We start from the raw sequence: 13,716 nt of genomic DNA, 5'->3' as shown, positions 1-13,716 counted from the left end.
GTGCTGACGTATGCCCTCAACTTGGGCAAACAAATTGAGCTTCACTCAGATTCCGACTTCTGTGATTCCGAATAAACCAGGTGCAATTGCTCATCCTGTTCCGCCAACACGGTCGCCATAGTAATGATGGATCTGGCCATACCACGAACGAGGTTCAGGAGCATCAGGCCAAAGGCATCCGGTTCTTGCTGGTGTAAATCCAGGAACAGACCAAAACTGATTTCCAGAACAACCGATACTTCATCGGCCTTGGTACTGGCAGGTCGGTCTGCCAGCGCAATCATGGGGACAAACCCCATGTCATCACCCGGCTCGTGACAGCGCGCAAGAGTCATGCCGCCATCTTTCCTGGGCATCCAGGTACCGACTTTGCCGCTGAGCACGATGTAGAACGCCTCGCTACGATCGCCAACAGAGTAAAGCGAGTCCCCGGGACTCAGGCTAAGCACACGCCCCTCTTCCAAGAGCTTTTTTATAACCGCGTCGGGCATGGCACCAAAGCTGGAAAGCTCCCGGAAAAACTCTGGGCCTTGCTTCTGCCAATACGCTAAGGGATCCATGTCGCGCATGGAATCATCACCGGGCTATAGGAGTGTGCTATTAGTATAGCGCGATCTTCATGACTCAAGTCTGACTTGGCGACCGTTACCAAGACTCGAATGTCGTGGAAAGAAACCCCGATCGGTAAACTGGGATTTCGATGTTTTCTATTGAAAACGGCATCAACCTTGCCGCTGCACTAAAATCCGACCATCACGTACCGACGCCAGAACAGGCAACTGCCCCAGCAGCACCTCGTACGGCGACCGCCCCTGAAGTATCACACAGCGTGCGGGCAGCCCTTCCTCAATACCATATTCTTCCAGATCCAGTGCCGCAGCACCGTTGTCGGTAATAAGCTCCAGAGACCGGTCAATCCAGCCCATACCCAGCATGTGGCAGGCGTGCAGACCAACGTCCAGGGTACGGAGCATGTTGCCGTTGCCCAGCGGGTACCAGGGATCGCGGATGGAATCCTGGCCGAAGGCTACCTTCAGCCCTGCCTCCAGCAGTTCCGGAACCCGGGTCAGGCCACGACGCTTCGGATAACCGTCGAATCGGCCCTGCAGGTGCAGGCTTTCGGTGGGCATCGACAGAAAGTGCACACCGGATTGCTTCAACAACCGGAACAGCCGGCTGCAGTAATGGTCGTTGTACGAGCCCATGGCACAGGTATGACTGGCGGTTACCCGGGAGCCATAATCCAGCTTGAGCGCTTCGGCAGCGAGCACTTCCAGGAAACGGGATTCAGGATCATCAATTTCGTCGCAATGCACATCTACCAGAAGGTCGTGCTTGTGGGCCAACGCCACCAGCCACTGGACAGACTCAACACCGTAATCCCGGGTGAATTCGAAATGGGGAATGCCACCGACGACATCAGCCCCCAGACGAACCGCTTCCTCCATAAGCTCCTTGCCCTGCGGAAATGACCAAAGGCCCTCCTGAGGAAATGCCACAATCTGGAGATCAACGGTTTCAGCCATGCGCTCACGCACTTCCAACATGGCCTTCAGCCCTGTCAGCTTGGGGTCTGTCACATCAACGTGGGTGCGGACATGCTGAATGCCGTTATCGGCAAACAGCTTCAACGTCTGTTCGGCCCGGCCGATCACGTCGTCGCGCGTCAGGCTGGCTTTGCGTTCAGACCAGCACTCAATCCCTTCAAACAAAGTACCGCTCTGGTTCCAGCGAGGCTCGCCGGCGGTCATGGCCGCATCCAGGTGGATGTGCGGCTCCACAAAAGGAGGAGCAACCAGATTTCCGCCGGCGTCCAACTGATTTTCTGAGGCTTCTTCCGGTGCATGCTGGGCGGTAATCGCGCTGAACCGGCCGTCGGCGATAGCCAGCCGGTACAAACCCTCGCGGCCCTGCAATCGGGCGTTTACAATGGCATTAAGACATTCACTCATAACCTCTCCTTAGGGTTCTAAACTGGCTCTGATCCTTGACTGTGCAGGTTAACACCGCCAATAAAACATCCCCGACTGTTTGCCAAGGATCTTTGCTGAGATATGCTCATCACTGGGCTTGTTGGCCAGCCCATAGCATACGTGTAATGGCAAAAGGTGCTCTTCCCTCGGGTGACAGAACCGGGCGTGGGGCGCTCGCTCCCAATGAGCCAGGCGCTCGGCCCGCTCCGGCTCCTGCAGGGAGTTATCGCCACAGGTCTGTTCCAGCCAGTCCTCGAAAGCCTGATTGCGGGCCTGTATGTCCGGCGTCTGTTCCGAAAAGAAGGCCCGCATGTTATGGAACGAGAAGCCGGAGCCGATCACCAGAAGGTTGTCGTAATCCAGCGCCTGCAAAGCACGACCAATCGCCAGGTGTGTGCCGGCATCCAGACTGTCCACCAGGGACAGCTGAACGCACGGAATGTCCGCCTCTGGATACATCAGCTTGAGCGGCACAAACAGGCCGTGATCGAAGCCCCTTTGATCATCAAGCCGCGCCCGGAATCCGGCCTGTTTCAACGCCCGGCATACCTGCTGCGCCAACCCCGGCTCGCCGGGGCAGGGATAATCTATAGTGTAGGCTTCCGGCGGAAAGCCATAGTAATCGTAGATAAGCGAAGGGTTGGCGCCAGAGGTGATTGTCGGCACCGCCTCCTCCCAGTGAGCGCTGATCAGCAGTATCGCTGAGGGCTTGCGCAGGGTAGCGGCAAGCTCCGTTAGCCGGTCCACCATCTCCCGGTGGCCCGGATCTCCCAGCAGCGGCATTGGCCCGCCACCATGGGAAATAAACAGAACATCGGTTTCATTTTTCATGGCGGTTGATCCTTTGTTCAGAGTTCACCCGGCCCTGCCGGCACAATACCTGTCGGGTTCAGCGCCTTGATGGAGTAATACCCCGCCTTGATGTGTTCCAGGTTGACCGTATTGGCAATGCCCTCAAGCGCCAGTATCCGGTGCATGTAGGCGTGTAGCCGGGGCATGGCTCGAAGGGTATTGCGGTTACACTTGAACAGGCCGTGGTAGGCGACGTCAAAACGCACCAGGGTCACGAACAGACGTATATCGGTCTCCGTCAGTTGATCACCAAACAGGTAGCAACGTCCATCCGCCAGCTGTGACTCCATTTCGTCCTGGGCAGCAAACACCCTGGTGTAGGCCTCATCGTAGGCGGCCTGACTCGAGGCAAAGCCGGCCTGGTACACGCCGTTGTTCAGATTGGTATAAAGATAGCCGTTAAGTCTGTCGATTTCGTCCGCCAACGCCGCCGGGTAAAGGTTCGGCCCCTGATCCACAATCTCTGCGAAAGCCGTGTTCAGCATTCGCAGAATATCCGCAGACTCGTTATTGACGATGGTGCCGGTGTGTTTGTCCCACAGTACCGGCACCGTAGCGCGACCCGAAATATCCGGATCCGCCCGGGTGTACAGCTCATGCATGTAGCGCGCACCGTTGAGGGTATCCTCCTGCGCGCCGGGGTAGCCACCGAACTGCCATCCCTGATCGGTGAGCCGGGGGTTGACGACGGTCACCCCGATCACGTCCTTGAGCCCTTTGAGCTCGCGAGCCATCAAGGCTCGCGATGCCCAGGGGCAGATGTAGGCGACGTACAGGTGATAACGTCCTTGTTCGGCCTTGAAACCTCCCTCCCCGGTGGGGCCCGGCTGCCCATCCGGCGTGATCCAGTTGCGAAAGGGCGAGGTCTGACGAATAAACCGTCCTTCCTCGTCTTTCGCCTGCACCGGTTGCCAGTTTTCCTTCCAGATCCCGTTTACCAGCATGGCTCAGCCCTCTTTATGGAACAGGTTATCCACGGCAAACCGGCCTGCGCCCTGAATCGCCAAAGCGACGGTGACCACAAACAGCGTGAGGGCATACTCGTAGCCATTATTGGACATGAACAGCCCGTTGCCGATGTGCACCGAGAAGATGGCGACCAGCATGGTGAAAGCTGCAACCACCGCCGCGGGTCGTGTCAGCAGGCCAAGCACCAGTGCCAGACCGCCAAAGAACTCGGCACCGCCGGCCAGCAGCGCCATCAGGTAGCCCGGCTCCAGGCCAATACTCGCCAGCCAATTCGCCGTGCCTTCCAGTCCGTAGCCGCCGAACCAGCCAAAGAGCTTCTGTGCGCCATGGGCAGCCAGTACCAGGCCAACCGGCACCCGCAGTATCAGTGCAGAAAAGCCGGCGTTAGAGTGGAACAATGCCTTTGCGAATTGAGTGTTCATAATCATCACCTTTCATCTTTCTCTGGTTGGTTTATTCCGAAGCCCCTGCTTCAGAAGATGGACTCACTGTACTATCACCAAATGGAAAGACTAAGATGGCCAGCATTGCTTTATTATCATCGATTCATTGATAATCGGAGCACACATCAAAGGACATACCCATGGATCGCATCGAGGCCATGCGCGCCTTCGTGACGGTGGTCAATGAAGGCACCTTTACCCGCGCCGCGGACCGGCTGGACACATCGCCTCAGCTGGTCAGCAAATACATATCCCAACTGGAGACCCACCTGGGCGTGCGGTTGCTGAACCGAACCACTCGCCGGATCCACCTCACCGAAGCAGGCAGCCAGTATTTCCAGCGTGCCCAGCAGGTACTCAGCGACATTGATGACATGGAAAACCAGCTCGGCGACTTGCAGACCGAGGCCCAGGGCCTGTTACGAATAAGCGCCCCGGTTTCGTTTGCCATTCGCCACATGGCGCCCCTGCTGAGCGAATTCCAGAAAGCGCACCCGGCCGTCGGCATCGACCTGCAACTGAATGACCGAAAAGTCGATATCGTGGAAGAAGGCTTCGATATTGCGCTGCGCATCGGCCGCCTGAAAAGCTCCTCACTGATCGCCAAACGGCTCGCCCCGGTAAGGCTGGTTCTTTGCGCATCGCCGGCCTACCTTGAGCAATACGGCACGCCGGAACGCCCGGAGGATCTCCGTGACCATCGCTACCTTCGCTACAGTTACATGGACATGGACGCCGGCCCCTCGGTGCATAAATGGCTGCAAGGGAATGATCGCAACAACACCAGGGAGATGATCAGCAACAACGGTGACGTGCTGATAAAAGCGGCAATTGCCGGAGCCGGCATCGTCTTACAGCCCACCTTCATTGCCGGCGCGGCGATCAGGGAAGGAAAACTGAAAGTCATCCTGCCTGAACAGGAACCAGAGCACATGGGGCTTTATGCGGTATATGCACACCGGCAACTGCTGGCGAGTAAGGTTCGCAGCTTTATCGACTTTGTCGACGGCTTTTTCGGCGAACCTCCCTACTGGGATCGGTTTGAATAATAGTGAGGAGTGCCAAGTGCGGTAAAAGGACCGCTTGGACGCGCTTCTGGATAACGTTAAAGCCACTCTTGGCAGTGTGGATATCCTGGTGTGCAACGTTTCCGCATTGGGTGCGGGCAACGATCTGAAGGCCTGGGATGCCAATATCACCCTGGATCTGCTGTCGACGGTCCGTGCGGTGGCCAAGGTACTCCCCTGGATGAAGGAAGCCGGCAGCGGCAACATCATTATCCTGTCGTCCATCCCCGGGATTGAGGTGGGAACCACCCAACCCTATGCAGCCACCAAGGCGGCTCTGATCAGCTATGCCAAATCGCTGGCGGTCGACCATGGCCCCGATGGCATCCGCGCCAACAGCATTGCCCCGGGCTCCATAAAATTCCCCGGCGGCACCTGGGACAAAGCGGAGAAGGCCGGCTCCGATCGCTACCACAACACCCTGAAAAAAATCCCCTGGGGTCGCTTTGGCCGCCCGGAGGAAGTGGCCAATGTAGCAGTCTTCCTGGCGTCTGACGCCGCCAGCTGGGTCACCGGAGCCTGCATTCCTGTAGACGGTGCCCAGCACCGGTCCAACATGTAACGTTAGCCACGGACGACATATATGGCCCCTTCCCCTTTGCAAGGCTTCAGACTTTGATGAAGGACGGGGTGCTGCCATATATCAGGCCTGTTGACGAGGCGGCTTCGCCGCCTCTGACCCTGGTGAGGATTTGTCGCACGCCTGCCTAATCACGGACTCGGCCCATGCGGCCAGTGCCGTCCACAGAGTTTCGGTGCACCAGTTTGAACTGTTATGTCATCAATCGTCTGTTGCCTTCGCAACCTTAAGCCGATCATCCTTTCCAATTCGAGACATCTAAAACCGGACAAATTTTCAAGCTTTGCAAACCGTCTTTCACAGACTTAAGCTAGAAAAAAGTCGCGGTCAGAGCAGCGATCAACTTGGTCAAATCAAGACACCTGAAACCAGACAACGTTGTGCCCACGATCGGTTTAAATCGGCTAAGAATTCGGTTTAAAAGGACTTTTCAAACTAAAGGCAGAGCTACACAATCCGTTGAAAGGATTGTAATAACACCGAACGAAACCGTATTACATCAGGGGTCAGAGGTGCCCTCCGGAGGCAGAGGTCAGAGGTCAGAGGTCAGAGGTCAGAGGTCAGAGGTCAGAGGTCAGAGGTTCGAATCCTCTCGGGCGGGCCATTATTTTCAAGGACCTGCGTGAAAGCGCAGGTCCTTTTTAATTTCCTGTGTCCAAAGAGGCATAATTTAAGCCCTGTTTATGACGGAGTTCACCCGGAAAGTCGAAGTAATGGCGCAATTTTTATAAATAATTAACTTGGTTTAATCTTCAACTTCTCAGAATAATGTTTGCAATTCATACAGGCCTCGGTGGCAAATTTTTTGACTTTCCCCGATAGGCGCGGCAAGCCCCAACCTCAAACGGAGGCCATTTCAAAGGCCGCTGGACTGACGCCTCCCAAATGGCTTCGGAGCAGCCAGAAGCCGGAACCATGTTCAAATCCAGCAGGGGTTGCAAAGCATGAAACGCCACTCCGGATGGAGTGGCGAAGCGCGAAAACGCCCCCTCGGTCAGTTTCCGGAATATACGCCGGAACGCGGGAAGCCTTCCTGAGCTATTGATGTTCTCTTCGATTCACTTTCGGCCACAAAACCCGGCTCTTCCGGTTGCTTTGCGAACGACCGGTCACGGAACAGCACGGCCGCAATCGCTGGCAACAGCAAAATCGCGCCAAACAGGTTCACCAGGAACATGAACGCCAGCAGGATGCCCATATCGGCCTGGAACTTCAGGTCCGAGAAGTACCAGGTTGCCACCGAGACGGTCATGGTCAGCGCCGTAAACGCCGACGCCGTGCCACGCTGTTTAAGCGCTTCGAAAAAGGCCTCCTGAATGCTGCAGTCGCGGGCATCGAGTTCATGCTTCATGCGCTCAAACAGGTAGATGCCGTAATCGATCCCGCTGCCCACGCCCAGGGCGATGACCGGCAGGGTGTTCACCTTCAGGCCAATACCCAGCAACGACATGAACGCATTGCACAGCAGCGTCACCAGGGCCAGTGGCAGAATGATGCACAGGCTGATCCGGAGGCTACGGAACATGGCCAGACACAGCAGGGTCACCGAGGCAAACAGCGCGCCGTTGACCCAAGGGTTCGCCGCGGTCACCGCCTCGTTGGTGGCGGCCATCACCCCGACGTTTCCGGATGCCAAACGATAGGTCAGGGTGTCGTTGTCATAGACGGACTTGAACGCCTTGATGGCCGTGACAATGCCGGATATGGTCTCGGCCTTGTGATCGCTCAGGAACACCGAAATGGCCATCGCGTCACAGGCAGTGTTCATCAGCGTACTGCCATCGCGGGTCGCAAATGCGACACCCTGGGCTACCTGGGCCCGGTTGCCCGGCACCACGTGCCACTTGGGGTTGGTTTCCGCGTAGTTCTGGGTAACGCCCTTCACAAATCCCGGCAGCGCACCGACAGAAGCCACACCCGGTTGCTGACGGAGGAACAGTTCAAATTCTTCCAACTGCTGCATCAGCTCAGGCTGAACACAGGGCATGTTGTCGCCGTCGGCTTCAACTACGACCTGCAGAACGTCAACACCGACGGAATACTGCGAGGTGACCGCCCTGACGTCCTGATTGTAACGGGCGTCATCACGCAGCTCCGGCACGCCGTCCCCGAGATCCCCCACGTGCATCTGGTCTGCCTGGTAGATGCCATAGCCGGTCAGAGCCAGAGCGCAGACAATGGGCACCCAGGCTTTCGGTGTGGTGGCCAGTATGCTGAGCTTTTCCCAAAACCAGTAGTGAGAGCCTTTACCCGTCAGTCGGTCCAGTGCGTGCTGATCCATCCTGGTAAAAGACAGCAAAGGCGGCAGTACCAGCGAGTTGGTCAGGATCATCACGCCGACGCCCAGGGTCGCGGTGATCGCCAGTTCATGCACCATCTGGATATCGACAAACGCAATGACCAGGAAACCCAGTACGTTGGCCGCCAGCGCCACGACACTGGGAACCACCAGGTCCGTCAGACTGTCTTCAGCCGCCGTGCGAATGTCGGCCCCCGCGAGCACGTCGAGCTTCCAGGAATTACACATCTGCACCGCGTGCGAGACCGCAATGGCGAAGATGAGGAAAGGCACCAGAATCGACATGGGATCGAGGCTGAGCCCCAGCAGCGGCAACAGGCCCAACAGCCAGACAACCGGCAGCGATGCAGTGACCAGCGTGAGCAGGGTCAGACGCTTCGAGCGGGTGTACCAGTACAGCAGCACCGCGATAATAACGACCGCAACGGCAAAGAACACGAGCACACCACGGGCGCCGTTGGCGATGTCACCCATGGCCTTGGAGAAACCAATGATGTTGACTTCAAGGGACTCGCTCTCAAGCTCGGAACGGATGTCCTCCAGCTTGTTCGCAACGGCTTGCAGGTCAATCTTCTCGCCCGTGTCCGGATTCACTTCCTGAAGGGTTGCGACCACCATCGCCGATCGCAGGTCGTTGGCGACAATCTGGCCGACCCAGCTGGATTTCAGGGTCCGCTCCCGGATTTCTCTCAGTTCTGCCTCGGTACCGGAATAGTCCGCCTCAATCAGGTTACCCCCGACAAAGCCTTCCTCGACCACCTCGGAGTAGCGAACATTCGGCGTGAACATCGACGTCACAGAGCTTCGTTCAACGCCATCCAGATAAAACACGGATTCGGTCGCCTGCTTTAACGAGGCCAGGAATTCCTTGTCGAACACCGTGCCATCTTCGTTGCGCAGGGACACCATGATCCGGTTCGCGCCCACAAACTCACCCTGGTAGTCCAGGAAGGTGCCCATGTACTCATGACTGAGCGGGATCATCTTCATGAAGCCCGCGTCCACGCGCAACTGACTGGCGGAGAAGCCGAGGGCCAGCGTGATGGCGGCCATGACCACCAGCAAGGTAATACGGAATCGGAACACCCCGCGGGCCAGCACTCGGGTCAAGCCCATTTTCTTCTGCTCTGAACTCATGACTTATTCTCCCTGACCATTCCAGAGGCGAACACCCGCGGTGCCGGCCACCAGCCATTCGCCGTTGATCCTGGTCGCAGCGGTAATATCACCCGGCAACCCACTGCGTGAAGCAGGCGAGAAATGACGGCCGTCATCCTCGCTCACCAGCACCTGTCCGCCATTGCCGAACAGGAAGACCTGGCCTTCGGGCCCGGTTTCATGGGCATTGATGGCGGTGGCGAGGTCCACTTTCGCCTTCTGCCAGGTCGCACCACGGTCTTCCGTGCGCCAGATCTGCCCACGCATGCCATAGAGCAGCCACGCACCATCGGGCGTCTGCAGACCGCCAAAGAAGGAGCCCTCGTACGGCGACGAGAGTTTCTCCCACTGCTCACCACCATCGGCGCTGACAAACAGGGAACCGCTCTCGCCGATCAGCAGCCAGTCGTCACCCGCCTGGGCGATGCTATACAGGTGCCGGTCGAAGTAGTCCTCGGAAATGCTCGCGGGCTGCCAGGTTTCCCCACCATCCACCGACTCCATGACCAGCCCGAACGCACCCACCGCCAGGAACCGACCGCTTCCCAGGTAGGCGACATCCATGAACGGATCCCCCCGCCCATGCTCGGACACATCCACCGGCGTCCAGGAGTTGCCATGGTCAGTGGTGTGCAGAATCATGCTGCCGTGGCCGACCACGACGCCTCGACCATTCTCCCCGAAGGCGATACCCATCACCGAGTCGGTGGCGGGCAGACGTTGGCTCTGCCACGCATTCGGAACAGGCCCGGTGCTGGTCAGCAGAACGCCCCGCTCACCGACGGCGTAATAGACCTGTTCATTGCGCGCGAGGTCGAAGATGGCCACCCGATCGGCGGAGATGTCGTAGGACAGGGGCGGCGTTTCAGCCCAAACGGCAGGCGCACAGGCCCCGAGTGCCAGAGCGATGGCCCCGGCCCGAAAGTTTGAAATAACCATGAGAGGTATACCTGATCGGAAAGGATTGGACAGTGGGAGCCAGGGCCCCCGCTGTGGTCAATTAGCGCCCGCTGCGACGAAGCGCGTCCGGCTGGAATTCGATGTAACGCCCTTTCGCACCAAACTCCCACGGCTCATCGATTTCATTGGCGAGATTCGATACCAGGTAAGAACCGTTGTTCAGATCGTGATAGATATTGGCGCGGTACCAGGGAACCAACACATCGTAAAACTGGATAACCGGATGGATCGCGACGCGCCACAGGTCACCGCGGGTGTCGTAGGCGTCTTCCATCAGGACGTTCCAGGAGTCCTCATCGAGATAGAAAGTGCGCTTGCCATAAATGTGGCTGCTGTCCTCGCGCAGCGTCGCCTCAACCACCCACACCCGGTGCAGTTCATAGCGCATCAGATCCGAATTGATGGTGTTGGTGCGAAGAATATCCTTCTCGTAGTTCAGAGACTTATCGCTCAGCTTATAGGCGTTGTAGGGAACGTAGATTTCCTTTTTGCCCACCAGCTTCCAGTTGTAGCGATCGGGCGCACCGTTGTAGGCATCGAACTGGTCGGTGATACGAATCCCCTCGGTGCCGTCGTTGGCGTTGTCGTAGGCCAGATCCGGAGCGCGTCGCACCCGGCGCTGTCCGACGTTGTAAATCCAGGCAGACCGTACTTCCTCGACCTGGTCAATCGGTTCGTGAACCAGCTGGACCGTGCCTTCCAGCGTCGGTGGCGAGGTGTACTTGGCGGTGTAGTTCAACAGGCGGTTCTCGGACTGGCGGTCCATGTTCTCATCAAAAATCCGCTTCTCAAGGAAGCCCACCTTGTAGAAATCACCGTCGCCCTGCACCGGGAACCAGTGGTATTGACGCTCAACGCCGCCCCCCAGGTAGCGGACGTTGTGGTTCCAGATCGCTTCCAGTCCGTTTTCCGGAATCGGGAACGGCACGTTGGCGCCATCCAGGTTCTTGATACCAAAACCCTCAAGCTTCACGTCCGGCGACTCGGCCTTGATGGTGTCGTACACCCTCTGGGGCAAGGCCGCAGTACGGCGGGTTTCGTACACCGGCATCCGGAAGTTGTCGTACTTCTCGAGCAGGGCAATCTGACCGGCGCTCAGCTTGTCACGGTACTGGTCCAGGTTGTCCCCGGTGATGGTGAACTTCACGTCGTCCTGCGGGAACGGGTCGATATAGCCCTGTTTGGGATCCCAGCCTTCCGGGGGCGACGTCAGCCCTCCGGTCCACGCCGGGATGGTGCCGTCGTCGTTGGCGTTCGGGTTGGCACCTACCGGTGTCAGTTCCGTTCCCAGCTTTGCCACTTCCTCAGGGGACAGCTCGGCCATGGCCGGAGCAGTGAAGGCGAAGGCGGCAGAAACCGCCAGCGCCCGATACAGTCTGTTTCTGGAAAATTGCATGTCAGTATCCTCGGATTTTTGTTTTAGAACGTGTAGCTGTAATTGACGGACGCGTAGTCACGGTCCCGCAGATCGTTGTAATCGGCAGAGTCCGCGAAGTGCACGTAGCTTGCGCCGAACTTGTGTCGTTTCAGATAGGTGAAGTCGGTCGCCAGGGTGGTTGAGATCCGGCCTTCCTGGAACTGACCATCAAGAGAGTTACCCTTGACGTCGTGACCGACGAACAGGGAGGGCTGCACCAAGAGACCCAGACCAAACGGGTTCTGGTAATCCAGAGAGCCGCGCACCCGGTAGCCCCACGAGAAGTCCGTGACATAGCCGTCGTTCTGGCAGCCCGCCGGGGAGGCGTTTACGCCGATGTTACAGGGATTTGCCCCGCCAAAGGCGTCCTCGTGCTGACCGAAACCAAAGGTGAAGCCCCGCCCATAGCGACGGTCCGTGGCGGAATCCGGCACATCGCCGTACTGGAAACCGACTTCGGCGATGAGCAGCGCCGTCTGTGCCCCGAGAATGTTGGACCACAGGTTCAGGCCGTTAATCTGGAACTGGGTCTTTTTGTAGCGATCGAAGCCGTCGATGGTCTGGTCGGCCCCGGCGGTAGCGAACTCTTCACCCAGAGGCCCCTGTCCGGCCAAAGCCGCGACCACCAGATCACCGCCGTTGAGCAGAACCGGGAAGTTCGGTGAGTGGGTCAGTTCGGCACCCACGGACCAACTGGCGATGTTGGCGGCGGCACTGATTCCGTAAAGCTGAATGTCCTCCGGATACACCCAGGAAACGTCGCCCGGGGTCGACCCCAACGCCGCATCTGCCTGAACCGGAATCAACGAGGCCGAGCCGGTCCCCGGACCGCTGCCAGTGTTGATCTCCAGATAGGGAAACTTGGAATGGTAGTTGATGGCGTACAGACCGATTTCGGTATCAATGGCGTCTACCGGAAAACGCAGAGCAACCCCGAACTGGCCCTGGTCGCTGGTATCGTTGCGGGTTGCCTGGGGGTAGTAAGCGCCGTTCTGGAAGTCCTCAGGACTGGTGCCGTTGCCCACAAACACCGCGGCCGTGCATCCGCTGGCGTCCGGTGAAATGAGGTTCTCGGTGACCGACCAATAGTGACCGCACCCCTCGACCGGCGAGTTCTGCCACTCAAACTGGTAGAAGGCTTCGACCGATACACCGCCCCCGAGCCCCATGTTGGCGTACAGCATATTGGTGGGCAGCAATACTTCACGCAGCTCGGTACCGGGGCGACGGAAGGCGGGTACGTCAAGGGGGTTGATGCCCTGGTTCACACCCTGGATAAACAGGCTTTCACCCCAGTTAACCACCTGACGGCCCAACCGGATCTGCAGCGGCTTGTAGTTAATATCCCAGGTGTTATAGACAAAGGCGTCCATCAACTGGACGCCGGAGAACTTCTGCAGATTCTCGTAGCCCCGGTCAGACAGGGGTTCGCCCTGCTGGTAGCCGTTCGCCTGGTTTCCCAGCCGCACGCGCTCGTCTTCCAGAGCCTGGTCATACCAGCCCTTCACGCGGACCAGGGCGCCCATGTAGTCTTTTTCGAAGGAGAGTTCAGTGAGAAATTTGGCAACAGTAGAGAACCGTTCGCCCTTGTCATAATTGAGGTTACCGTCACCGGCTTTGCCTCCGGTGCCCGGCTCCTCACCGACAAGGCCTGCATTCTGCGGATTGTAGAGCGCCGGATCCGGGTCCTGCATACGCCAGCTCGAACCGAAGGAAACGGTTGTATTCAGAGCACCATCCCATTCGCCCGCATCAAAATTGAAGGCGGACGCTGTATTGGCATTACCGAGGGTCAGCGCCATCACAATACCTGCACTGAGTCGGCTGGTCCGAAAGGACTTCGCATTAGTCATATTTTGATCACTCCGCCACACACCCGATGGGGTGCATGGAATGTTGTTTTTGTGTTGTCATGGGAGCGCCAGTATTCCGTAGAAATACCTATGCGCGTTTGCTCTTCAATGCCACAAATTTGGCTTTTGACGCCAATCACGCCGA

Annotated in this window: 11 protein-coding genes; 2 read left to right on the top strand and 9 right to left on the bottom strand. The window is 57.9% G+C overall.

Annotated features, from left to right (window positions below; translation table 11 throughout):
* Positions 1–41: 41 nt before the first annotated feature.
* From FDP08_RS15470 to FDP08_RS15450, 5 genes are all read right to left on the bottom strand, one after another.
* The gene (locus FDP08_RS15470) at positions 42–569 is read right to left on the bottom strand and encodes a Crp/Fnr family transcriptional regulator (RefSeq protein ID WP_137437019.1); all 528 of its coding nucleotides are present in this window, start codon (positions 567–569) and stop codon (positions 42–44) included.
* Positions 570–722: 153 nt separating this feature from the next.
* A complete protein-coding gene (codA, locus tag FDP08_RS15465) occupies positions 723–1,952 on the bottom strand; it encodes a cytosine deaminase (protein WP_137437018.1) in 1,230 nt (409 codons plus the stop codon).
* A gap of 48 nt (positions 1,953–2,000) precedes the next feature.
* A complete protein-coding gene (locus FDP08_RS15460; RefSeq protein WP_137437017.1) occupies positions 2,001–2,804 on the bottom strand; it encodes a DODA-type extradiol aromatic ring-opening family dioxygenase in 804 nt (267 codons plus the stop codon).
* A gap of 17 nt (positions 2,805–2,821) precedes the next feature.
* The gene (locus tag FDP08_RS15455; RefSeq protein ID WP_137437016.1) at positions 2,822–3,769 is read right to left on the bottom strand and encodes a glutathione S-transferase family protein; all 948 of its coding nucleotides are present in this window, start codon (positions 3,767–3,769) and stop codon (positions 2,822–2,824) included.
* 3 nt (positions 3,770–3,772) lie between these two features.
* Positions 3,773–4,216, bottom strand: a complete 444-nt coding sequence (locus FDP08_RS15450) for a DoxX family protein (RefSeq protein WP_137437015.1) — start codon at positions 4,214–4,216, stop codon at positions 3,773–3,775.
* Between the two features lie 161 nt (positions 4,217–4,377).
* On the opposite strand from FDP08_RS15450, the gene FDP08_RS15445 reads away from it, so the two are divergent.
* Positions 4,378–5,286 carry a LysR family transcriptional regulator gene (locus FDP08_RS15445; RefSeq protein ID WP_137437014.1) on the top strand — a complete coding sequence of 303 codons (909 nt, stop codon included), beginning with the start codon at positions 4,378–4,380 and terminating at the stop codon, positions 5,284–5,286.
* A 34-nt stretch (positions 5,287–5,320) separates the two neighbouring features.
* Positions 5,321–5,866: an SDR family NAD(P)-dependent oxidoreductase gene (locus tag FDP08_RS15440; RefSeq protein WP_137437013.1), complete on the top strand. Its 546-nt coding sequence runs from the start codon at positions 5,321–5,323 to the stop codon at positions 5,864–5,866.
* Positions 5,867–6,878: 1,012 nt separating this feature from the next.
* On the opposite strand, the gene FDP08_RS15435 is transcribed toward FDP08_RS15440, so the two are convergent.
* The 4 genes from FDP08_RS15435 to FDP08_RS15420 form a co-directional block, all read right to left on the bottom strand.
* Positions 6,879–9,320: an efflux RND transporter permease subunit gene (locus tag FDP08_RS15435; RefSeq protein WP_137437012.1), complete on the bottom strand. Its 2,442-nt coding sequence runs from the start codon at positions 9,318–9,320 to the stop codon at positions 6,879–6,881.
* A 3-nt stretch (positions 9,321–9,323) separates the two neighbouring features.
* A complete protein-coding gene (locus FDP08_RS15430; RefSeq protein ID WP_137437011.1) occupies positions 9,324–10,280 on the bottom strand; it encodes a YCF48-related protein in 957 nt (318 codons plus the stop codon).
* Positions 10,281–10,341: 61 nt separating this feature from the next.
* Positions 10,342–11,697 carry a DUF1329 domain-containing protein gene (locus tag FDP08_RS15425; protein WP_137437010.1) on the bottom strand — a complete coding sequence of 452 codons (1,356 nt, stop codon included), beginning with the start codon at positions 11,695–11,697 and terminating at the stop codon, positions 10,342–10,344.
* Between the two features lie 23 nt (positions 11,698–11,720).
* Complete coding sequence (locus tag FDP08_RS15420) at positions 11,721–13,571, bottom strand: DUF1302 domain-containing protein (RefSeq protein WP_137437009.1); 1,851 nt, start codon at positions 13,569–13,571, stop codon at positions 11,721–11,723.
* Positions 13,572–13,716 lie beyond the last annotated feature (145 nt).

It is taken from the genome of Marinobacter panjinensis, from assembly GCF_005298175.1.
Lineage (GTDB): Bacteria > Pseudomonadota > Gammaproteobacteria > Pseudomonadales > Oleiphilaceae > Marinobacter > Marinobacter panjinensis.
This window is presented reverse-complemented; position numbering and strand designations above follow the sequence as displayed.

What these genes read in the sequence shown, in the direction of transcription:
- FDP08_RS15435 (WP_137437012.1), bottom strand. Translation starts at nt 9,320, where the DNA reads ATGAGTTCAGAGCAGAAGAAAATGGGCTTGACCCGAGTGCTGGCCCGC.
- FDP08_RS15420 (WP_137437009.1), bottom strand. Translation starts at nt 13,571, where the DNA reads ATGACTAATGCGAAGTCCTTTCGGACCAGCCGACTCAGTGCAGGTATT.
- FDP08_RS15425 (WP_137437010.1), bottom strand. Translation starts at nt 11,697, where the DNA reads ATGCAATTTTCCAGAAACAGACTGTATCGGGCGCTGGCGGTTTCTGCC.
- FDP08_RS15430 (WP_137437011.1), bottom strand. Translation starts at nt 10,280, where the DNA reads ATGGTTATTTCAAACTTTCGGGCCGGGGCCATCGCTCTGGCACTCGGG.
- FDP08_RS15460 (WP_137437017.1), bottom strand. Translation starts at nt 2,804, where the DNA reads ATGAAAAATGAAACCGATGTTCTGTTTATTTCCCATGGTGGCGGGCCA.
- FDP08_RS15455 (WP_137437016.1), bottom strand. Translation starts at nt 3,769, where the DNA reads ATGCTGGTAAACGGGATCTGGAAGGAAAACTGGCAACCGGTGCAGGCG.
- codA (WP_137437018.1), bottom strand. Translation starts at nt 1,952, where the DNA reads ATGAGTGAATGTCTTAATGCCATTGTAAACGCCCGATTGCAGGGCCGC.
- FDP08_RS15445 (WP_137437014.1), top strand. Translation starts at nt 4,378, where the DNA reads ATGGATCGCATCGAGGCCATGCGCGCCTTCGTGACGGTGGTCAATGAA.
- FDP08_RS15470 (WP_137437019.1), bottom strand. Translation starts at nt 569, where the DNA reads ATGCGCGACATGGATCCCTTAGCGTATTGGCAGAAGCAAGGCCCAGAG.
- FDP08_RS15450 (WP_137437015.1), bottom strand. Translation starts at nt 4,216, where the DNA reads ATGAACACTCAATTCGCAAAGGCATTGTTCCACTCTAACGCCGGCTTT.